Source organism: Telluria mixta, from assembly GCF_029223865.1.
GTDB classification, from domain to species: Bacteria; Pseudomonadota; Gammaproteobacteria; order Burkholderiales; family Burkholderiaceae_D; genus Telluria; species Telluria mixta.
This window is the reverse complement of the sequence record NZ_CP119520.1, coordinates 709,189-731,355: the sequence shown is the minus strand read 5'-3', so window position 1 is coordinate 731,355 and position 22,167 is coordinate 709,189. Positions and strand designations below refer to the sequence as shown.

At 65.1% G+C, this 22,167-nt stretch carries 15 protein-coding genes; 9 read left to right on the top strand and 6 right to left on the bottom strand.

From position 1 onward, the window contains the following. Positions 1-13: 13 nt before the first annotated feature. The 6 genes from P0M04_RS03195 to P0M04_RS03170 all read right to left on the bottom strand — a co-directional run bounded on the left by P0M04_RS03195 (position 14) and on the right by P0M04_RS03170 (position 6,310). Positions 14-1,321 (bottom strand): HlyC/CorC family transporter, encoded by a 1,308-nt coding sequence (locus tag P0M04_RS03195; RefSeq protein ID WP_259448790.1) that lies wholly within the window; start codon positions 1,319-1,321, stop codon positions 14-16. A 123-nt stretch (positions 1,322-1,444) separates the two neighbouring features. Next, positions 1,445-2,128 (bottom strand): hypothetical protein, encoded by a 684-nt coding sequence (locus tag P0M04_RS03190; protein ID WP_259448791.1) that lies wholly within the window; start codon positions 2,126-2,128, stop codon positions 1,445-1,447. Positions 2,129-2,314: 186 nt separating this feature from the next. After that, positions 2,315-3,886 (bottom strand): methyl-accepting chemotaxis protein, encoded by a 1,572-nt coding sequence (locus P0M04_RS03185; protein WP_281042368.1) that lies wholly within the window; start codon positions 3,884-3,886, stop codon positions 2,315-2,317. Between the two features lie 68 nt (positions 3,887-3,954). After that, complete coding sequence (locus P0M04_RS03180; RefSeq protein ID WP_259448792.1) at positions 3,955-4,356, bottom strand: type 2 periplasmic-binding domain-containing protein; 402 nt, start codon at positions 4,354-4,356, stop codon at positions 3,955-3,957. Between the two features lie 10 nt (positions 4,357-4,366). Then, positions 4,367-5,608, bottom strand: a complete 1,242-nt coding sequence (locus tag P0M04_RS03175) for a hypothetical protein (RefSeq protein WP_259448793.1) — start codon at positions 5,606-5,608, stop codon at positions 4,367-4,369. A 216-nt stretch (positions 5,609-5,824) separates the two neighbouring features. Continuing rightward, positions 5,825-6,310: an ATP-dependent Clp protease proteolytic subunit gene (locus P0M04_RS03170; RefSeq protein ID WP_281042367.1), complete on the bottom strand. Its 486-nt coding sequence runs from the start codon at positions 6,308-6,310 to the stop codon at positions 5,825-5,827. Between the two features lie 242 nt (positions 6,311-6,552). Here P0M04_RS03170 and xdhA point away from each other — a divergent pair, with 242 nt between their 5' ends. The 9 genes from xdhA to P0M04_RS03125 all read left to right on the top strand — a co-directional run bounded on the left by xdhA (position 6,553) and on the right by P0M04_RS03125 (position 22,154). After that, positions 6,553-8,031 carry a xanthine dehydrogenase small subunit gene (xdhA, locus tag P0M04_RS03165; RefSeq protein ID WP_259448795.1) on the top strand — a complete coding sequence of 493 codons (1,479 nt, stop codon included), beginning with the start codon at positions 6,553-6,555 and terminating at the stop codon, positions 8,029-8,031. Positions 8,032-8,042: 11 nt separating this feature from the next. Then, positions 8,043-10,388, top strand: a complete 2,346-nt coding sequence (gene xdhB / locus P0M04_RS03160) for a xanthine dehydrogenase molybdopterin binding subunit (RefSeq protein WP_259448796.1) — start codon at positions 8,043-8,045, stop codon at positions 10,386-10,388. A 1-nt stretch (position 10,389) separates the two neighbouring features. Further along, positions 10,390-11,400: a xanthine dehydrogenase accessory protein XdhC gene (xdhC, locus tag P0M04_RS03155; RefSeq protein ID WP_259448797.1), complete on the top strand. Its 1,011-nt coding sequence runs from the start codon at positions 10,390-10,392 to the stop codon at positions 11,398-11,400. A gap of 1 nt (position 11,401) precedes the next feature. After that, on the top strand, positions 11,402-12,712 hold the full coding sequence (gene guaD, locus P0M04_RS03150; RefSeq protein WP_259448798.1) for a guanine deaminase: 1,311 nt from the start codon (positions 11,402-11,404) through the stop codon (positions 12,710-12,712). A gap of 155 nt (positions 12,713-12,867) precedes the next feature. Then, positions 12,868-14,358 (top strand): adenosine deaminase family protein, encoded by a 1,491-nt coding sequence (locus P0M04_RS03145; protein ID WP_259448799.1) that lies wholly within the window; start codon positions 12,868-12,870, stop codon positions 14,356-14,358. 577 nt (positions 14,359-14,935) lie between these two features. Next, positions 14,936-18,349: a TonB-dependent receptor gene (locus P0M04_RS03140; protein WP_259448800.1), complete on the top strand. Its 3,414-nt coding sequence runs from the start codon at positions 14,936-14,938 to the stop codon at positions 18,347-18,349. A gap of 131 nt (positions 18,350-18,480) precedes the next feature. Further along, positions 18,481-20,136, top strand: coding sequence for a bifunctional metallophosphatase/5'-nucleotidase (locus tag P0M04_RS03135; protein WP_259448801.1), 1,656 nt, complete (start codon positions 18,481-18,483; stop codon positions 20,134-20,136). Positions 20,137-20,166: 30 nt separating this feature from the next. Beyond that, positions 20,167-21,219 carry a S1/P1 nuclease gene (locus tag P0M04_RS03130; RefSeq protein ID WP_259448802.1) on the top strand — a complete coding sequence of 351 codons (1,053 nt, stop codon included), beginning with the start codon at positions 20,167-20,169 and terminating at the stop codon, positions 21,217-21,219. A gap of 98 nt (positions 21,220-21,317) precedes the next feature. Beyond that, positions 21,318-22,154, top strand: a complete 837-nt coding sequence (locus P0M04_RS03125; RefSeq protein ID WP_259448803.1) for a MipA/OmpV family protein — start codon at positions 21,318-21,320, stop codon at positions 22,152-22,154. Positions 22,155-22,167 lie beyond the last annotated feature (13 nt).

The window sequence follows — 22,167 nt, the reverse complement described above, 5'->3', positions numbered from 1 at the left end:
CCGGCGAAGCCGATCAGGCTGCCAGCCAGCGTTTGACCGCGACCGGCCGCAACAGTTTCACGACCTTGATGGCCTGGTTTTGCACTTGCACAACTTCGATCACACAGTTGCCGATCTTGAGGGCGATGGGGAATTCCGGAATCTCCTGCAACTGTTCCAGCAGCAGGCCGTTGACGGTCTTCGGACCGTCGAGGGGCAGGTTCAGATCCAGTTTTTTATTGATGTCGCGCAGCGGCGTCGTACCTTCCAGCAGCACCTCGCCCTGGGCATTCCACGCCATCGCATCGCTGCGGGCGGCGCCCGGCGTGGACGTCGTGAAGTCGCCGATCATTTCCTCGATGATGTCCTCCAGGGTGACGAGGCCTTGCACTTCGCCATATTCGTCGACGATGATGCCCAGGCGCTCCTTGTTTTCCTGGAAATACTGGAGCTGCGTGAAGACACCCGTGTCCTGCGGGATAAAGTAGGGTTCCGTCAACAGTTCGCGGAAGTGCTCGATGGTGAGGTCGTCTTCCTCGTTCAGCAGCGCGACGGCCTTGCGCACGTGCAGGATGCCGACGATGCGGTTGATCTCGCCCTCGTACACGGGCAGCTTGTTGTGGTAGCAGGTGGTCAGCTCGGCCTTGAGATCGTCGACCGGCAGCGCGAGGTTCAGCGCCTCGATCTGGCTGCGCGGCGTCATGATGTCCTCGACCGAGATCTTTTCCAGTTCGAACAGGTTCAGCAGGATGCTTTTATGTTTTTGCGGGATGTAGCTGCCCGCTTCCAGCACGACGGAGCGCAATTCTTCTGGCGACAGTCTTTGCTGGGCATCCGCATGGCCCACGCCCACGCCGCGGATGCGCAGCACGCGCAACAGGCCGTTGACGAACAGGTTGACGAACCAGATCGCGGGCTTCGCGACCTTCATCAGCGCACGCAGCACATAGCTGGAACCGAGCGAGATGCGCTCCGGGTACGTGGCGCCGATGATCTTGGGAGAGATCTCCGCGAACACGATCAGCAGGAAGGCGACGACGGCGGTCGCGATCGTGATCACGCTTTCCTCGTGGCCGAAGAACAGGATGGCGATCGCGGTGACGAGTGCAGTCGCCATCGCGTTGATCAGCGTATTGGCGATGAGGACCAGCGACAGCAGTTTATCCGTGCGATCCAGCAGCCACAGCGTGGTGATGGCGGCGCGGTTGCCCCGCTTGGCAAGATGGCGCAGCCGATATTTGTTGGCCGCCATCAGGGCGGTTTCCGCCATCGCGAAGAAGGCCGAGCAGAGGATCAGGAGGGCGAGTGCGAGAATGAGCACCCAAATTGGTACGGTTTCCAAGGATCACCGTGAAGAATCGTCGGGAAACTGGCGAAGCCAGCGCAGAGGCCGATTCTAAGACAAGGGGAGGGGGCTTGCAAGTTTGGCTAGATGCTCGTCCGCCCCCTCGCGCTCGTTATGGTGTCAGTGATGCATCCGTTCCCAGCCATGGCGCATGGCCAGCTTGACCTTGTCCCAGGCGGATGCCTCGCTGCCGGCGTGCCTTTGCTCCCAGTCGCGCTTCAGCGCGGGTTCGACGTCTTCCCAGGTCTGGTCGGACCGCGGCGCCTTGTCGCCGGCAGGCGCGGCCCACGTGGCGTCCTCGTCCGGGTTGTCCCACCGCGCGATACTGCCCATCGTTTCCCTGAACGTGTTGCCGGCAGGCGGTGCGTCGGCGTCCTGGGTGCCGAAATAATGGCTGTCTTCGTGGGGGTGGTGCTGCAGGGCGCCTGGCGCGGTGCCCGGCGGGTAGTCGTGGCGTGGGGCGACGGTTCCGGTCCGGACGGCGGGATCACCCTCGTCAGGAATGTCTTCGAGGCCGGCCGGGTGGTACTGGCCCATGATGCCGGCGGCGCGCGCCGCTTCCGGATCGGTTCCTGTCGTGAGCGTGACGATGTGGCGTTCGCGCATGTCACCCGGCTGCGCGCGCCGGTGATACAGGGTGCCGAGCAGTCGTGCGGCAGTATGCCGGAGCGAGGTGTCCGGTTCCGTCGCGGGCGTGTTCGAGAGCGCCATGTCGGCGCGCGGATAGCCGGATGCCAGCAATGCGTCCAGGGCGTGCTGGGCATCGCCGGGTTGGTCGAAGACGGCTTTCAAGGTATGGCGCATGATGATCTCCCCGTTGTCTCATGGAGAGCGTCGTGCCGGCGAGTGGCCGCCGCTGGCGGCCGGGATCCGTGCGTTGCCGTTGATTCGCGCGACCAGGTCGGTCACTTCATGCAGTACGGCGCTTGTGATCCAAGCATACTCCCAATCGGGACATGGCGCACGCCATGGCCCGATCCCGGATCGGCGTCAGCCGCGTGCCAGTGCCAGCCGTGCCTGGCCGGCGGGTGCGCCCAGCGTGTGGCCGGCCGCCAGCTTGAACTGCGCCAGCGCGCCCGACAACTGCTCGGTCTGCTCCGCCAGCGATTCCGCCGCGGCCGACGCTTCCTCGACGAGCGCCGAGTTCTGCTGCGTCATCTGGTCCATGTCGTCGATCGCGCGGCCGATCTGTTCGATGCCTTCGGCCTGGCGCTGGCCCGCGACACTGATCTCGGCCATGATGTCGTGCACCTTGCGCACGGACGCGACGATCTGTTCCATCGTGGTGCCCGCTTCGTCGACGAGCGCGCTGCCCGCGTCGACCTTGGCGACAGAATCGCCGATCAATTGCTTGATTTCCTTGGCGGCGGCAGCCGAGCGCTGCGCCAGGTTGCGCACCTCGCCCGCGACGACGGCGAAGCCGCGGCCCTGTTCGCCGGCCCTGGCCGCTTCCACCGCGGCGTTCAGCGCGAGGATATTGGTCTGGAAGGCGATGCCGTCGATCACGGAAATGATCTCGACGATCTGCTTCGCGGACGCGTTGATCGCGCCCATGGTCGAGACCACGTTGCCGACCACTTCGCCGCCGCGGGTGGCGATGTCGGTGGCGGAGAGGACGAGTGCGTTCGCCTGGTTGGTATTGGCGGCGTTCGTCTTGACGGTGTCGGTCAGCGATTCGACGGCGCGCGTCGTGTGCTCCAGGCTGCCGGCCTGCGATTCCGTGCGGCTGGCCAGGTCGGCGTTGCCGCTGGCGATTTCGGCGCTGGCCGTGGCGATGGTCTCGGCCGACGTCTTGATGCCGGACACCATCGTCGCCAGGCGCGTGCGCATTTCCTGCAGCGCGGCCAGCAGGCTGTGCTGGTCGCCGGCGTCGAGGCGGATTTCCATCGACAGGTCGCCGGCCGCGACGGCGCGCGTGATCTCGCGTGCGTATTCCGGTTCGCCGCCCAGCTGCTGCCAGATGGTGCGGATGACGAACCACGACACGCCGATGAGCGTGGCGATCACGATCAGCGCCGTGATGATGGTGATCGACAGCACGCGGCGCACGCTCGATGCACTGCGCGCGATGCCGTCCTTGAATTGTTGCTGGGCCTGTTCGTTGAACTTGGCGACGTCGGCATTGAGCACCGTCAGCGCGCCCTGCATGCGTTGTACGGTCGCCTGCGGATCGCCCTGCTCGAGTTCGAGCATGATCTTGGCGGCGGAGACGGCCGGCGCATAGTAATCCTCGAATTCCTTCGTGAGGCGCTTGCCGGTGGCATCCATGCCTGGGATCTTCGTCACGTCGGCCAGCTTGGCGCGGACCTTGTTGGCCTGGTCGCCGATCTGGGCGATGCGGGCCTTGTCGCCTTCGGAGACGGCATCGCGCAAGCCGTCCGTGATGCCCTGCAGGTCCGCCGTCAACGCCTTCGCCGTACCCAGTGCCGGGTAATCCACCGCTTCGGTCGTGTGGATCGAGTCCAGGGCGCCGCTCGCGATGCTGGCGGAGACCGCCACGCCGAGGCCGAAGATGATGGTCGAGATGACCGGGAGTGCCCAGATCTTGCGCTTGATGCTCATTGCCGTTTCCTTAAGTTCAACAGCCCGCCGCCGGATAAAACCGGGGGCGGGCGGGTGGTTGGGGATGCTTACGGTGTGTAGATCACTTTGACCGAGGCATCGACCGCGCTCTTTTCGATGTAGCCGATGGCCTTCGGGTCGCTGGCCACCATCTTCTTGACGGCGGCGCTGTCGGCGGCTTCCTTCGGCATCGTGGCCTTGCCGGTGAACACCAGCTTCGACCACAAGGCCTTGACCTGGGACGCATCCTTGTCCGTCACCTTTTTATAAAACTCGGCGCGGACTGGGGCGCTTTCCGGCTGGTCGATCGGGCTCATCGCGCTCGATTTGCCAAGGAAGAATTGCGCGACCTGGTCTTTCGTCATCGACGCCTCGGCGGCCTTCGGGTTCACGACCACCACCACGTCCGCCATGGCGGGCAGGGCGAGGAACAGTGCGGCGGCGAGACCGGTCTTGATCAGTTGTTTCATCGTCGTCCCCTTAGAACACGAAGTCGAGCGCGACGGCGCCGACGGTCACCGGACCCTTGTAGCCCGGCTGCGCATTGATCAGCAGGCCCGCTGCCTTGTTCGGACGCACGCGGTCGAACTGCACCTTCAGGGCCACGGAGGAGCGGAAGTCCCAGCGCAGGCCGATCGTATCGGTCTGCTGCTCACCCTGGCTCACGCCGGTGTAGCGCAGGTTCGCCACGACGCCGTTCAGCGCGGCCAGGGTCGGGGTGCAGGCGGCCGGGTAGCCGGCCGGGCAGGCCGCCGGCATGCCGTTGTGGACATTGCCGTCGATCGACAGCTTGGCGTGACTGTAGTACGGCAGGAACTTGCTGATGCGATAGCCGCCCATCACGTACCACGACGTGGTGTCGTTGATGTAGCTGTCGGTCTTGCGCTTCGCGTACTCGCTCTGCATGACGATGTTGTTCCAGTCGAGCGTCGCGCCGAGGGACGTGAACGAGGCCTTCTTGTCGCGCACGTCGATGTCGGTCGCGAGCTGGGCCGCTTGCGGGAGCTTGTAGCCGGCAGCGACCGTGTTCAGCGTGTTCAGCAGCGTCGTCAGCGACGCCGAGTGGTTCAGCGTCAGGCGGCCATCGACGCGGCCGAAGCGCACCGTCAGCGGGCCGTGTTCGGCCACGAGGTTCAGTGCGGTCAGGCGGCGGCCTTCCAGGCTCGGGCCGCCGGCAATGTCGACCTTGCTCTTGCCGACAGCGAATTGGGCGGTGTACGTCGTGTCGCCATAGCTGTGCTGCCAGATGACGTCGGCGCCGTCGACCGTGTTGAACAGCATCTGCGAATACACTTCCGCCGGCGGACGCAGCATCGTGTTGGCGTAGCCGACGTTACGGTAGTCCGAAATCATGAACGCCGGCACACCCATGCGGCCGACACGGATCGCGACGTCGTCCGACACCTTCGCCTTGGCGAATGCCCAGGCCAGTTCGGCGCCGAAGTCGTCCTGCGCATCCTTGCGCACGAGGCCCTGGCCCGTCACGGACAGCCAGCTGTTGACGGCGTAGTCAGCCTGCACGCCGAAGTTCGAGTCGACGCCGGTGGTGACGTCCTTCTTGGCGCCGCTGGCCTGGTTCGGGCGGGCGAACTCGGCTTTGTCGGTATTGGTCCAGGTGAGGGCGCCGGTGCCGAAACCGCTGATGCGGACGGCGTCCTGCGCGAATGCGCAAGGCGCGGCCAAAGACAACGCGAGCGCACTCGCGATGATGCGTTTTTTCATGGGATTTACCTGCTGAAGACTGCGGGTGGACGGTTCTTGTTATAGAAACACTGTGACGGCAAGGCTGAGGCCGTGTAACGAATCTGTGAGAAATTGTAGAGTTGCAGTAAAAATTGCGGCAAGGAAAATATCGCGAATAGTCACTCTATTCAGTTGTGACCGCTATCTTTGTTGTACTGATCCGACAGCGCGTCCTGTCAGAATTGGATGATGTGTTTAATTCCACCAGTGGGAGGTCGTGCCCGCTTCCGGCAGGCGTGCCTGCTTTGCCGCGTGCACGATACCGGCCTCGACGGCCTGCTCGGCCGTGTAGAGACGGGCGCTGCCCGTCAAGCAGGAACGGATGTCGAGGGCGTCCGGCGCGCCGCGGGTGGCTTCGTCGTAGATGGCGGCGTAGCGCTCGGCATCGAAGTCGAGGCAATCGCGCCATTCGGAGATGCGGGCGTGGTCCGCCGCGACGAGGTTGCCGAAGCCCCAGTGCAGCGGATGGATGAGGAAGCGCGTGCCGGGACAGGCATAGCGTTGCTGCCCGGCCAGGAAGATGGGGACGCCGACAGATTCCACGCTGCCCACATTCCACGTCGTGAGTGGCAGCGGCAGCGATTTGAGGAAGTAATACAGGGCGAAGCCGGCCGTCATGTTGCCGCCTTCGGTCGACATGTGCAGTTCGATCTCGCTCGCGCCGCTTTGCAGTGCCTGCAAGCAAAGGTTGCGCACGGTACAGGCGGAATTTGCGTTGATCGGTCCGATGAAATGTACGATGTGCAAAGCCATGACGCCTCCATTGACGGCTCAAGCATAGCAAGTTTCACAAGCCCGCGTCGCGCTATTGGAAATATCTGATATTCAAAATCGATATTCCAATATATCTTGCGGGACCCCCGGTGCTACTCTTGCATCCAGTTAGTCCCAATATCACAAGCTGTTTCCAATTCGAGGCGATGATGTCTACACCGATCCGATTTTTCTACCGCGGCGCCGTCCATGAAGTGAACGACGTCGCGCCGACGCAGACCATCCTGCAGCACCTGCGCGAGGACCTGCACTGCACCGGCACCAAGGAAGGCTGCGCCGAGGGCGATTGCGGCGCGTGCACCGTCGTCGTCGGATCGCTGGAAAACGGCGAGCTGCAGATGCGCTCCGTGAATTCCTGCATCCAGTTCACGCCCACGCTGGACGGCAAGGCCCTGTTCACCGTCGAAGACCTGGCCCAGAAGGATGGCAGCCTGCACCCCGTGCAACAGGCTATCGTGGAATGCCATGGCTCGCAATGCGGCTTCTGCACGCCGGGATTCGCGATGTCGCTGTGGGGCATGTACCTGAAGCAGGAAGGCCGCGAGCCGAGCCGCTGCGAGATCGACGACGCCCTGTCCGGCAACCTGTGCCGCTGCACGGGCTACCGTCCCATCATCGATGCCGCCAAGCGCATGGTCACCCTGCCGCGCGTCGATTTCGACCGCGCCGCCGTCACCGAACAACTGCAGGCGCTGCAGCGCGACGCCGGCGCCACCTATGAATACGACGGCCAGACGTTCCACGCGCCGCGTACGCTGGACGAACTGGTCGCCGTGCGCGCCGCGCATCCGAAGGCGACGATCCTCGCCGGCTCGACCGACGTCGGCCTGTGGGTCACGAAGCAGATGCGCGAACTCACGGACATCATCTACCTGGGCCACGTGACGGAACTGAAGACCGTGCGCGAGCAGGACGGTTTCCTCGAGATCGGCGCGGGCATCTCCCTCGAGGACGCGTACGCCGCCATTTGCCGGCACTACGAGGCGGAGCTGGGCGAATTGTGGCAGCGCTTCGCATCGCTCCCGATCCGCAACGCGGGCACCCTGGGCGGCAACGTGGCGAACGGTTCCCCGATCGGCGACTCGATGCCGTGGCTGATCGCCATCGGCAGCGAACTGGTGTTGCGGGGTCCGGAAGGCGAACGCACCATGCCGCTCGAGCAGTTCTACCTCGGCTACCAGGTCAAGGACTGGCGCGACGGCGAATTCGTGCAGGCCGTGCGCGTGCCGCTGCCGCGCCAGGACGTGGCGTTCCGCACCTATAAACTGGCCAAGCGCTTCGACCAGGACATCTCCGCTGTCTGCGCCGCCTTCGCCTTCACGCTGGAAGACGGCATCGTGCGCGACGCACGCATCGCGTTCGGCGGCATGGCCGCGACGCCGAAGCGTGCCGCGCAAGCCGAGGCCTTGCTGAACGGCCGCGCATGGGACGAAGCGGCCGTGACGGAAGCGATGGCCGCGCTGGCGCAAGACTACGCACCGCTGTCCGACATGCGCGCATCGAGCGCCTACCGCATGAAGACGGCGCAGAACCTGCTGCGCCGCTACTGGCTCGAGACCCGCAAGGACAACCCGCTGCCGTCCAGCGCAGTCAATCCGTTTGCCAATAAACCGACCGCCCTGGCTTGAGGAGATACACCATGAACGACGCAGGATCCCCCGCTCTGACCAAGGCCGAATGGAAGCAGGTCGGCCTCGGCAAGACCCATGAATCGGCCCGGCTGCACGTGCTGGGCCAGGCCGACTACACCGACGACGTCGCCGAAGTGCGCGGCACCTTGCACGCGGCGCTCGGCCTGTCGGGCAAGGCGCACGCCCGCATCCTCGACATCGACTTTTCCGACGTGCTGGCCAGCCGCGGCGTGCGCGCCGTGCTCACCGCGAAGGACATCCCCGGCACCAACGATTGCGGCCCGATCATCCACGACGACCCGATCCTCGCGGACGGCCTCGTGCAATACATCGGCCAGCCGATCTTCGTGGTCGTCGCCGACAGCCACGACCTGGCCCGCCGCGCTGCGAAGAAGGCGAAGGTCAGCTACGAAGAACTGCCCGCGATCCTGACCCCGCAGGCCGCGCGCGCCGCCGGCTCGTACGTGCTGCCGCCGATGCGCCTGACGCGCGGCGATGCCGAAACCGCATTCGAACGCGCCCCGCTGCGCGTGAAGGGCGAGCTGTACGTGGGCGGCCAGGAGCAGTTTTATCTCGAAGGCCAGATTTCGTACGCGATCCCGCAGGAAAACGACGGCATGCTCGTGCTGTGCTCCACGCAGCACCCGAGCGAGATGCAGCACGTCGTGGCGCATGCGCTCGGCCTGCATTCACATAACGTGGTCGTCGAGTGCCGCCGCATGGGCGGCGGCTTCGGCGGCAAGGAATCGCAGTCGGCGCTGTGGGCGGCCGCCGCATCCATCGCCGCGAAACGCCTGGGCCGCGCGGTAAAACTGCGTGCGGACCGCGACGACGACATGATGGTGACCGGCAAGCGCCACTGCTTCCACTACCTGTACGAAGTAGGCTACGACGACGCGGGCCGCATCCTCGCGGCGAAGGTCGACATGGTGAGCCGTGCGGGCTACTCGGCGGACCTGTCCGGCCCTGTCGCCACGCGCGCCATCTGCCACTTCGACAATACGTATTACCTGTCCGACTGCGACATCCGCGCGGCAGCCGGCAAGACGAACACGCAGTCGAACACGGCATTCCGCGGCTTCGGCGGTCCGCAGGGTGCCATCGCGATCGAGTACATCATCGACGAGATCGCGCGCAACCTCGGCAAGGATTCGCTCGACATCCGCAAGCTGAATTTCTACGACAAGATCGACCGCAACGTGACGCCGTACGGCCAGCCCGTCGTCGACAACGTGATCCACGAACTGGTGGGCGAGCTGGAACAGACGAGCGAATACCGCGCGCGCCGCCAGGCCATCAATGAGTACAACGCGACGAGCCCCGTGCTGAAGAAGGGCCTCGCGCTGACGCCCGTGAAATTCGGCATCGCGTTCAACGTGACACACCTGAACCAGGCCGGCGCCCTCGTGCATGTGTACGTGGACGGTTCCATCCTCGTCAACCACGGCGGCACGGAGATGGGGCAGGGCGTCAACACGAAGGTGATGCAGGTGGTCGCGCACGAACTGGGCGTCGACCTGAGCCGCGTGCGCATCGCCGCGACGAACACGAGCAAGGTCGCCAACACGTCGGCGACGGCCGCATCGACGGGCGCTGACCTGAACGGTAAAGCTGCACAGGATGCCGCGCGCCAGATCCGCGAACGTCTGGCCGCCTTCGCCGCCAGGCAGTACGGCGGTGCCGTGGAAGACGTGCGCTTCGTCGCGGACACCGTGTTCGCGAACGGCCACGAAGTCCCGTTTAGCGAACTGGTCGCCAAGGCCTATTTGTCGCGCGTCCAGCTGTGGTCGGACGGCTTCTATGCGACGCCGAACCTGCACTGGGATCCGAAGACGATGACGGGCAACCCGTTCTTCTACTTCGCATATGGCGCCGCGGTGGCGGAAGTCGTCATCGATACGCTGACCGGTGAATGGAAGCTGCTGCGCGCGGACGCGCTGTACGACGCCGGCAATTCGCTGAACCCCGCCATCGACATCGGCCAGGTGGAAGGCGCGTTCATCCAGGGCATGGGCTGGCTGACGACGGAAGAACTGTGGTGGAATGCGCAGGGCAAGCTCATGACGCATGCGCCGTCCACGTACAAGATCCCGGGCGTATCGGATTGCCCGGATGCGTTCACGGTGAAGCTTTTCAATAACCGCAACGTGGCGGATTCGATTCACCGCTCGAAGGCCGTCGGCGAACCGCCGCTGCTGCTGCCGTTCTCCGTGTTCCTCGCGATCCGCGACGCCATCTCGGCCGTCGGCGACCACAAGGTGAACCCGCCGCTGCGCGCGCCGGCGACGAGCGAGGCGATCCTCGACGCCGTGTCCTTCGTCGAACAAGCCGTGCGGGAATCGAAGGCAGCCTGACATGGACGACTGGCTCATCCCCACCGCGCAACCGGCCGTCTTGATCACGGTCGCGAAGGTCGATGGTTCCGTACCCCGCGAACCGGGCGCGCGCATGCTGGTCGATGCGACCTCGCAGTGGGGCACCGTCGGCGGCGGCCACCTCGAGCTGCGCGGCATCGAGACGGCGCGCGCCATGCTGCAAAGCGGAGACGTGCGCCGCATCGAACGCTTCCCGCTCGGCCCGAGCCTGGGCCAGTGCTGCGGCGGCGTCGTGCACCTCGCGTTCGAACTGGTCGACCGCAACCAGTGCGCCGAGCTGGCCACGCGCCGCCACGAAGACTGCTGGCGCGTCGTCGCGCTGGACGGCGAGCCTGACCTCGCGCTCGTCGACGCGCTGGGCCACAACATCCAGCGCAAGGGCGGCCGCTATCCGGCGTTCGAGCGCAGCGGCGGCACCCGCGTGCTGCTCGACGACGCGGGACGGCGCTGGCTCGTCGACCACGTCCCGGCCCCGCGCGCGCACGTGATGCTGTTCGGCGCAGGCCACGTGGGCGCCGCCATCGTGCGCCTGCTGGCCGACCTGCCGTGCAAGGTGACTTGGGTCGACGAACGGGAAGACATGTTCCCGGCCGCCGTCGCCCCCAACGTGGTCGTGGAAGCGACCGACCTGCCGGAAGCGCTCGTGCGCACGGCGCCCGCCGGCACGAGCTTCCTCGTCATGACGCACAATCATGCGCTGGACCAGCGCCTGACCGAAGCGATCCTTCGACGGCCCGCGAACCAGGACTGGTTCGGCCTGATCGGATCGGATACCAAACGCAAGCAGTTTGAACACCGCCTGCGCGACCGCGGGATTTCCCGCGCCCGCCTGGACGACATGGTGTGCCCGATCGGCGTCCCCGGCATCAAGGGCAAGGAACCCGCCGTGATCGCCGTCGCCGTCGTCGCGCAACTGCTGATGGTCTGGGAAGCGGCGGCCATCGCCGCAACTTCCCCGACCGCAACCGAAGTCCCACTGGAACAAGACTGAGATGTCCAACGATACCCGTACCGTGCAGGCCTACCGAGCGAGCCTGCTGCACTTCCACGCCGATCCGGCCTTCGCCGAGAACGCCCACGCCTGGCACCAGGACGGCCTGCTCGTCGTCGAGAACGGCCGCGTGCTCGCCGCCGGTGACTACGACAAGTTGATTTCAACGCTGCCTGCCGGCACCGACGTCGTCGACTACCGCGGCCAGATCATCACGCCCGGCTTCATCGACACGCACCTGCACTTCCCGCAGACCGACATGATCGGCTCGCCCGCGCCGGACCTGCTGCCCTGGCTGGAGAACTACACGTTCCCGACCGAGCGCCAGTTCTCCGATCCGGTACATGCCCGCACCGTCGCCGAATTCTTCCTCGACGAGTTGCTGCGCAACGGCACGACGACGGCGCTCGTCTACTGCACGGTGCACAAGGAATCCGTCGACGCGTTCTTCGAGGCGAGCGCCGCGCGCAACCTGCGCATGGCCGGCGGCAAGGTGCTGATGGACCGGAACTGCCCGGACTTCCTGCAAGACACGGCCGACCTGCGCGAGAGCGAGGCGCTGATCCGCCGCTGGCACAACCACGGCCGCGCCATGTACGCGATCACGCCGCGCTTCGCGCCCACGTCGACCCCGGCCCAGCTGGGCGCGGCGGGCGAACTGGCGCGCGCGTTCCCGACCACGTACATCCAGACGCACGTGTCGGAAAGCCGCGACGAATGCGCGTGGGTGAAAAGCCTGTACCCGGACAACCGCAGCTACCTGCAGGTGTACGAGCACTATGGCCTGATGCGCCCGCGCGCCATGTTCGGCCACTGCATCTGGCTGGACGACGTCGACTTCGCGCTGATGGCCGATACGGGCGCCGCGATCTCGCACTGCCCGACGTCGAACCTGTTCCTCGGCAGCGGCCTGTTCGACGTGGCCAAGGCGGACAGCGTGCATGCCCATGTGTCGCTGGGGACGGACGTCGGCGCGGGCACGTCGTTCTCGATGTTGCAAACAATGAATGAAGCGTATAAAGTTGCGCGGTTAAAAGGCAGCTATCTCCCAGCCCTGCGCATGTTCTATCTCGCCACGCTGGGCGCCGCGCGCAGCATGCAGCTCGAAGGGACGATCGGCAATTTTGCCGCCGGCACCGAGGCGGACTTCATCGTCCTCGACCCGAAGGCGACGCCGCTGCTGGCGCGCCGCACGGCGAACGGCGACTCGCTCGAGGAAACCCTGTTCGCGCTGGCGCTGCTGGGCGACGACCGCGCGATCCGTGCCACGTATGCGGCGGGCAAGCGGGTGCATGAGCGGATGCAGTCGTAAGAAGACCGTCGTTCCCGGACTGGCCGTCCGCCTTGTCGGGAACCCAAGGTTTGCATGCGTAGTCGCGCAAACAAAATTGGGCCCCCGCCTGCGCGGGGGCGACGGTTTTTCGGCTGGAGGATTGCTGCCATAACCCTTCACCAGCCGAGACGACTATGACAAAAACCCTGAGCAGCAGCCTGCTGATCACCCTGGCGGCCCTCGCGGCCGCCGCTTCCGCGCGCACCCCGGCGTCCGGCCCCAACGAAGCGGCCACCGCGCGCCACTATGCCTCCCTGATCGCGGGCGCCGAGCCGAAGACGGCGGAGCTGGTCCTGTTCTTCTCGCAGATGCCCAAGGGCGGCGACCTGCACCATCACTACTCCGGCGCGATCTATGCCGAGACCTATGTCGACTGGCTCGACAAGCAGGGCTATTGCGTCAACAAGCAGTCGTACCGCATCGAAACGGACAAGAGCGTGGTCGAGCACGAACGCGCGAAGCAGCCGAAGGAGCGCGCCTGCCTGGCGTCGTCCGACGTGTATGCGGACGACGCCACGTGGCGCGAGCTGCTGCAACGCTGGTCGAGCAAGGATTTCAATAACCACGGCGCCATCCAGCCGCCGCCGGACCGCCAGTTCTTCCAGACGTTCGGCTACTTCGGTCCCATCTCCGACCGCAACTTCCACGAAGGCCTCGTCGAGCTGAAGAACCGCGCGCTCGCCGAGAACGTGGCGTACATCGAGACGATGTTCAAGAGCCCGGACACGGTGTCCGATCCCGAATTCGACAAGCGCGCGTGGGACAGCGCACGCGACGAGGCGAAGTTCGTCCAGCTGCTGGAGTCCGCGCGCCAGAAGCTCTCCACCACGCCGGCGTTCCGGACCTCGGTCGACAACTTCGTCCGCACCGTCAACGAGGCGGCCCTGGGCATCGACGACGACAACTTCACGATGCGCTACCAGACCTATGTCGTGCGCCTGTTCTCGCCGTCGCGCGTGTTTTCCTCGATGCTGGCGGCGTTCGAATCGGCGGCGCGGGGCGGCAAGATCGTCGGCGTGAACATCGTGGGCCAGGAAAGCCAGATGGTCTCCATGCGCGACTACACGCTGCACATGCAGATGTTCCGCTACCTGAAGAAGGTGTACCCGAAGGTCAACGTCGCGATGCACGCGGGCGAGCTGGCGCTGGGCGACGTGCCGCCGGAAGACCTGAAGTACCACATCGACCAGGCCCTGAACGTGGCGGGCGCGCAGCGCATCGGCCACGGCATCGACCTCGCGCACGAGACGAACGCCGTCGGCATCATGAAGACCATGCGCGCGAAGGACATCCCGGTCGAGATCAACCTGACGTCGAACGCGTTCATCGAGGGCGTGAAGGGCGAGAACCACCCGATCACGCTGTACCGCAAGTATGGCGTGCCGTACGTGATCTCGACGGACGACGCCGGCGTCACGCGCCACAACCTGGCGAATGAATACGTGCTGTTCGCCAGCCGCTACAAGCCGAGCTACGCGGAAGTCAAAAAAGCGTCGTACAACAGTATCCGCTACAGCTTCCTGCCGGAACCCGACAAGCAGCGCCTGACGCGCCTGCTCGACGCACGCTTCGCGCGCTTCGAGTCGGACGTCGCCGCGCTCGAACGCACCGCCGTGAAGCACTGAGTCTTGCACTCCCGCCGGCGGCGGTTCCGTCGCCGGCATCCTCCCTCCCTCTGGCGTTGCCCTCCCGACTACGTGGAACAGGTATATGCATATGCCGTCCGTGTGGCCAACTCGCGACAGTGTGCATTAATTCTTACGCGATTTGCTTAAAAACTAAGCGAAACAATTTCATTCAAGAACGCCCCATTTATAATCCCGCCGTGTCTTATTCTGAGGGAAAAGGCAACCTACACGCGACCTTATGCCCGTTTTTTAAGCGACTTATACGTGCAAGCTATAAATTCCCAAGTGAAAACGTATTTGTCTCGAAAATCGGCTTCATGCATATTGGCCTTTTATTAAGCCAACGTCCGAGAAAATGAGCGGTTTTCGGGTGTAATAGCCTGGAAACAATTAGCCGCTAGACTCGCGTGCGCTGCTTTTTGTTGGTGCATTGTCAACCACATCCGCACCATCAAACAGCAGGCAGAACGAACAAGAGACCGTCCGTCATGAGCGGCCGGTCCGGGATTGCAGTACTAAGAGGGGGGAACTCAGTTCCCAACCATAACTATCAAGTCTATTTGGGGTTAATCCAATGATCTATCAAAAACGGATCCAGCTGACGAAGCTGGCGCTGGCTCTGTCGATTGCGCTCGCGGGGGCGCCGGCCCTGGCGCAGAACACGACGTCGGCTGTCGGCGGTCGTATCTCGAGCGCTGACGGCCGACCGGCTGCCGGCGCCGCGGTGCAAATCATTCACACCGAATCCGGTTCGGTCAGCAATGTCGTCACCGATGCGGAAGGCCGCTACATCGCGCGCGGCCTGCGTACCGGCGGTCCGTACACGATCATTATCACCAAGGACGGCGTTACCGAAAAACGCGAAGGCATCTTCCTGCAGCTGGCGGAAACCGCCACCGTCGACGCGACCGTCGGCGCACCGATGCAGACCGTGACCATCGCCGGCAACCGCGCCCGTTCCGACATCTTCAACCGCTCCAACATGGGCGCGGGCACCGCGATCAGCAACGCGCAGCTGCAGATCCAGGCGTCGGTCAACCGCAACCTGCAGGACTACGCCCGTGCCGACCCGCGCGTCTCGCAGACCGACAAGGAACGCGGCGAACTGTCCGTCGCCGGCCAGAACTCGCGCTACAACTCGATCACCATCGACGGCGTGAACGTGAACGACACGTTCGGCCTGGAAGCGAACGGCAGCCCGACCTCGCGCCAGCCGATCTCGATCGAAGCGATCCAGTCGACCCAGGTGAATGTCGCCAACTACGACGTCACGCAGAAGGGCTACACCGGCGGCAACATCAACGCCGTCACCAAGTCCGGCACGAACCAGTGGAAGGGCGGCGTGTACTACGTGTACCGCGACGACCGCCTGGCCGGCCAGCGCTACAACCCGTCGACCGACGTGTATTCCGACCCGGTGCCGTTCAAGGAAACGACCAAGGGCGTGTGGGCGAGCGGCCCGCTCGTCGAGGACAAGCTGTTCCTGTACGCGCTGTCGGAAGAGACCAACTCGTCGCGCAGCGCGCCGGACTACGGCCCGGTGGGCTCGAACAACGGCACGACGGTCGCCATCACCCCGGCGGAAATCGCCGCGGTGCAGAACATCATGAAGAACCAGTACGGCGTCAACGCCGGCGGCCTGGCACAGGGCGGCGGCAACTTCGTGTCGCGCGAGCAGATGCTGAAGGTCGACTGGAACATCAGCGACAACCACCGCGCCAACATCCGCTACCAGCGCACCACGCAGGCCGAGCCGCAATACTCGACCTTCAGCGCCACCGCGCTGAGCCTGGATTCGGCGTATTACACGCAGGGCAAGCAGATCGAGACCACCGTGGCCCAGCTGTTCTCGGACTGGACCCCGACCTTCTCGACCGAACTGAAGGCGTCGTCGCGCAACTACGACTCCGTCCCGACCAACAACACGACGCTGCCGACCATCGGCGTGCAGTTCACCGGCGCCACGCCGGCCGGTACCCCGAGCAACGTCTCGACCGGTTCGCGCACGATCAACCTGGGCACCGACAACTCGCGTCACATGAACCTGCTGCGCACCCGCACGCAGGACTTCTACGCGGGCGCCAACTGGACCGTGGGCGACCATGAGATCAAGTTCGGTGCGGACTACCAGAAGAACAAGATCTACAACGCGTTCCTGCAGAACGTGTACGGCAACTACACCTTCGGTTGCGACAACAACCTGACCTACTCGTTCGGCAGCATCAACTGCACGACCGCGTCCCAGGCCCAGGTCGAAGCCGCCGTGCTGGAAAACCTGCGCACCGGCCGCTACACGTCGTACACGCTGCAGGTCCCGGCGCCGGGCTTCACGCTGAACGACGCCGTCGCGCAGTTCAACATGACGAACACCGGCCTGTTCCTGCAGGATACCTGGAACGTCAACCGCCAGCTGACCCTGAACTACGGCTTCCGCGTGGACCAGGTGGGCGTGGGCGGCACGCCGGTCGCCAACGCGAAAGTGGCCCAGGCTGCCGTGCTGAACCCGAATGCGCGCCAGACCGGCGGCTTCGGTTACAACAACCAGCAGACGATCGACGGCACCAAGCTGTTCCAGCCGCGCTTCGGCTTCAACTACAACTTCGACACCGCGCGCCGCATGCAGCTGCGCGGTGGTTTCGGCCTGTTCCAGGGCGCCGCGATGTCCGTCTGGCTCGCGAACCCGTTCCAGAACACCGGCATGACGACGCAGCAGATCACCTGCTCGGCCACGGGTAACACCAAGTGCCCGCCGGTCGCCGGCACCGCGAACGGCGCGTTCAGCACGAACGTCAACAACCAGCCGACGCTGGGCGGCTCGACCCCGCCGATCGCCAACGTCGACCTGATCGACCCGAACGTGAAGCAGCCGTCCGTGTGGAAAGCCAACCTGGCCTTCGAAACGGAACTGCCGTGGTACGGCCTCGTCGCCGGCGCCGAAGTCCTGTACGCGCACACCAAGGACGGTATCTTCTTCCAGAACCTGAACCTGGGCCAGCCGACGAAGATCGGCGCGGACGGCCGCCAGCTGTTCTGGAACGCGAACGGCCTGTCGCAGAACTGCTGGAGCGTGGGTAACAACGCCGTCAGCACCGCCAAGGGCTGCACCAACACGACCAAGTCGCTGTCGAACTCCGCGTTCGGCAACGTGATCAAGGTCACCGGCACCGACAAGGGCGAGAACCGCGTCTCGACGCTGTCGCTGTCGTACCCGATGACCAAGGGCTTCGGCTGGTCGGTCGCGGCAAGCCACACCTACGCGACGGAAGTGTCGAACCTGACGTCGTCGACGTCGGGCTCGAACTACGGCGCCCGTTCGGCCCTGAACCCGAACGACAACGTGGCCGCCAACTCGGCGTACCTGGTCAAGAACCGCATCAACGCGCTGATGAACTTCGAGAAGGCATTCTTCGGCAAGTACAAGACCCGCTTCGGCGTGTTCTACGAAGGCCGTACCGGCAAGCCGTACAGCTGGACCTTCAAGAACGACATGAACGGCGACGGCATCGGCAGCAACGACCTGATGTACATCCCGAAAGCCTTCGGTTCGGGTGAAGTCGTGTTCGCGGGCGATACGGACACCAACCACGCCGCCGAGCAGCGTTTCTGGGACGTCGTCAACGCCAACAAGTCCCTGCGCCAGGCGGCCGGCCGCACCGTGGCCCGCTACGGCGACTTCTCGCCGTGGACGAACAGCTTCGACCTGCGCATCAGCCAGGAAATCCCGGGCCTGTTCGCACGTAACAAGGCATCGGTCTCGTTCGACATCCTGAACTTCGGCAACCTGCTGAACAAGAAGTGGGGCCAGATCTACGAAGCACCGTTCTTCTCGAACGGCGGCCAGACCCGCGGCTTCGTCGACTACGCCGGCATGGACGCGAACGGCCGCTACGTGTACGCGGTCCGCTCGGCCGTCGATCCGCTGCAGATCCGTCAGGTCAAGGGCGAGTCGCAGTGGTCGGCACAGGTCACCGTCAAGTACGAATTCTGATTCGTACTGGTGTGACGTAAAGGACACGGCCGGTGGCGACACCGGCCGTTTTTTCTTCCGTTGTAAAGACCAGGACAGCGAACGCGCGTGCCATAATCGATGGCTGCTGTTCGCATCGTAAAAGACTTCATATGATCGTATCCCGTCCGTTCGCGCTGGCCCTGGGCGCCGCGTTGCTGCTGTCCGGCTGCGCCTCCGCGCCGGTCCGTCCGCTCGAGATCAATCTCGTCGCGCTGAACGACTTCCACGGCAACCTCGAGCCCAGCAAGTACACGTACACGCCGCCGGGCACGACGCAACCGCGCACGATCCAGGCGGGCGGCATCGACGTGCTGAAAGGCGCGCTGGACACGTTCCGCAAGGACGACCCGGACCTGCTGTTCGTCGCGGCCGGCGACCTCGTCGGCGCGAGCCCCGCCGCGTCGTCGATGTTCGCGGACGAACCGAGCATCGAAGCGCTGAACCGCATGGGCCTCGTCGCCAGCTCGCTCGGCAACCACGAATTCGACCAGGGACCGAAGGAACTGCTGCGCCAGCAGCACGGCGGCTGCGATTCGCCGCGTCCCGCGAAAGCGTGCCGCTTCTCGCCCGATTTCAAGGGCGCCGGTTTTACTTACCTCGCTTCCAACGTCGTCGACGCGCAGACGGGCAAGAACCTCGTGCCGGGCTGGCGCATCGTCGACGTCAAGGGCGTCAAGGTGGGCCTGATCGGCGCCGTGCTGCACGACCTCGCGTCCGTGACGATCGCCTCGTCGATCCGGGGCCTGGCGATCAACGATGAAGCGGCATCGATCAACGCCGTGCTGCCCGCCATGCGCGCGCAGGGGGCGCAGGTGTTCGTCGTGCTGATCCACGAAGGCGGCTTCGCCGACCAGCCGTACGACAAGACCGATTGCGACACCCTGCACGGTCCCATCGTCGCCATCACGAAGAAACTCGACCCGGCCATCCGCCTCGTCATCAGCGGCCATTCGCACACGGGCTATCTGTGCAAGGTCGACGGCAAGGTCGTCACGCAGGCGGACGCGTACGGCCACCTGCTGTCGCGCATCAAGCTGACGCTCGATCCGGCCACGAAGGCCGTCCAGGACATCCAGGTGCGCAACGTCGTGATGGCGCCGGATGCATTCAGGCCCGACGCCGGATTGTCCGCGTATCTGGCCGACGTGCGCGCGAAGAGCCGCGCCGAACTGGCCAAGCCGGTGGCGCGCGTGCAGGGCGCCTTGTCGCGCAAGGAGAACCCGTCCGGCGAATCGGTGCTGGGCGGCGTGATCGCCGACGCGGCCGTCGCCGCCACGCGCGACCAGGGTGCGCAGATCGGCTTCATGAACCCGGGCGGCATCCGCAAGGACCTGGAAACGGGAGAAGGCGGCGTCGTTAGCTTCGGCCAGGCGCAGGCCGTGCTCCCGTTCGGGAACACGCTCGTCGTGATGGACCTCACCGGCGCGCAACTGCGCCGCGTGCTCGAACAGCAGTGGGACCGGCCGGCGTCGTCCGACCCGTCGGTCCTCGCCGTGTCCAGCAATCTCACGTACGACTGGGACGGCACGCAGCCCGTCGGCCGCCGCACGGCGAACGTGAAGGTGGATGGCAAGGCGCTCGACGACGGCAAGGTGTATCGCGTGGTGGCCAACAACTTCCTGGCCGAGGGCGGCGACAACATCCCGACGTTCGCCAAGGGCACGCGCCGCGTGGAGACGGGCCTGCGCGACCTCGATGCGTTGATCGCGTACCTGCAAAAGCATCCGGAAGCCGGTGGCGTGCCGCGCATCCGCAAGGTGCGCTAACGATATAAACCGTATTAACGAGACCATCTCATGAAGAAAATCGCATGTGTCGTGGCGCTGGCCGGCGCCTTCGTGTCGCTGGACGCGGCCGCATGGGGCACGGACGGCCACCGCGCCGTGGGCGCCATCGCCGACAAGCTGATCAAGGGCACGCACGCCGAGGCGCAGGTGAAAGCGCTGCTGCTGCCGGGCGAATCGCTGGAAGCCGTGTCGACCTGGCCCGACTGCGTGAAGGGCAACTGGTGCGGTCCGCAGACGCCGGAAATGATCGAGTACGTGAACGCGAATCCGAAGCACAGCGAGTACCACTACACGGACGTTCCGTTTCAGCTCGACCATTACCACGACGGTGCCGCCGGCACGGCCGACGACGACATCGTGCAGACCCTGAAGGAAGCCATCGCCGTCCTGCAGGGCAAGGACACGCCCGCGACCAATCCGCACAAGTTCACGAAGCGCCAGGCGCTGATCCTGATCACCCACCTGGCCGGTGACATCGTCCAGCCGCTGCACGTGGGCGCCGCCTTCGTCGACAAGAACGGCAAGTTCATCGTGCCGAAGACGAAGGCCGAGATCGACGAGACCGTCGTCTTCGATTCGCGTGGCGGCAACAACTTCCTGATGGACGACGCGAAGATCGAGCAGATGTCCGCCAACCTCATTCCGCCGGGCGAACCGAAGCCGGAAAAGCCGGGCGTGCCGAAGGCGCTGACGAAGCCGTTCCACTCGTACTGGGACAGCACGACGGTCGACTACGCGTTCCGCCGCATCCGCACGAAGACGCCGGAACAGTTCGCGCAAGCCGCCATCGACGGCAAGCCGAACGTGGCGCAGAACAGCGGCGACCCGGTCACCTGGCCGTACCAGTGGGCGGACGATACGCTGGCCGTCTCGAAGATCGCGTTCGCGGGCGTCAGCGCGGGCAAGATCGTGCCGCAGGTGAGCAAGAAGGGCGAGACCTATTACACGTGGACCCTGGAAGTGCCGAATGACTATCCGGTGCCCAGCTCCGCGCTCGCAAAGACACAGATGATCAAGGGCGGCTACAACCTGGCCGCACTGCTGAAGGCGATCTGGCCGTAATCCCGGCGCCAACCTTCCGCAAGCCGCCGCGCGCCCACAAGGCCGCGGCGGTTTTTTTTCGTAGGTTAGAATCCCGGCATCTCATTCGGACCCTCACCATGCCCACGATTCTTCGTTTCATCGCCCCCGCCTCCGCGCTGCTGGCGCTCGCGCCCGCCATGGCCGCCGAACCCGACGCACGTAATCTACCGCTGTGGGAAGCCGGCATCGGCGCCGCCGTGTTCAACACGCCCGCGTACCCGGGCGCATCCGACCGCAGCAATCGCAACCTCGTGCTGCCTTTCCTGCTGTATCGCGGCAAGGTGCTGCGCGCCGACCAGCAGGGCATCGGCGCGCGCCTGCTGGACACGGACAAGGTCGAGTTCGACGTCGGCCTCGCGGGCGCACTGCCGTCCCGTTCGGACGACGTGGAAGCGCGCCGCGGCATGCCCGACCTTGGCACGCTCGTCGAATTCGGCCCGCGCGTGAAATATAAATTCGCCGACCTGGGCGGGGCGGGGCGCCTGCGCTTCGAACTGCCCGTGCGTGCCGTCATCGAGGCCCGCGGCGGCCTGCGCCGCCAGGGCTGGACGACGGAACCGCGTTTCGTGTGGGAGCACCGCGGCGACGCGGGCCGCTGGACGATGGAGGCGCAAGTGGGCGCGGTGTTCGGCGACCGGCGCATCCACGGTTATTTCTACGACGTCGCGCCGCAGTATGCGACGGCGGACCGGCCGGCGTACCGGGCCGACAGCGGGTTGATGCTGGTGCGGACGGGCTTCGGCGGCACGCTGCGGGTCAATCCGGACGTGCGCGTGTTCGCGTTCGTGCGCCTGGACAGTTATGCGGGGAATGCGAACCGGGACAGTCCGCTGTTCAGGAAGGATACCGGCGCGTCGGCCGGGGTGGGCTTTGCGTGGACGTTGGCGCGCTCGAGCAAGCGCGCCAACGACTGACTCCAGCGAGTGA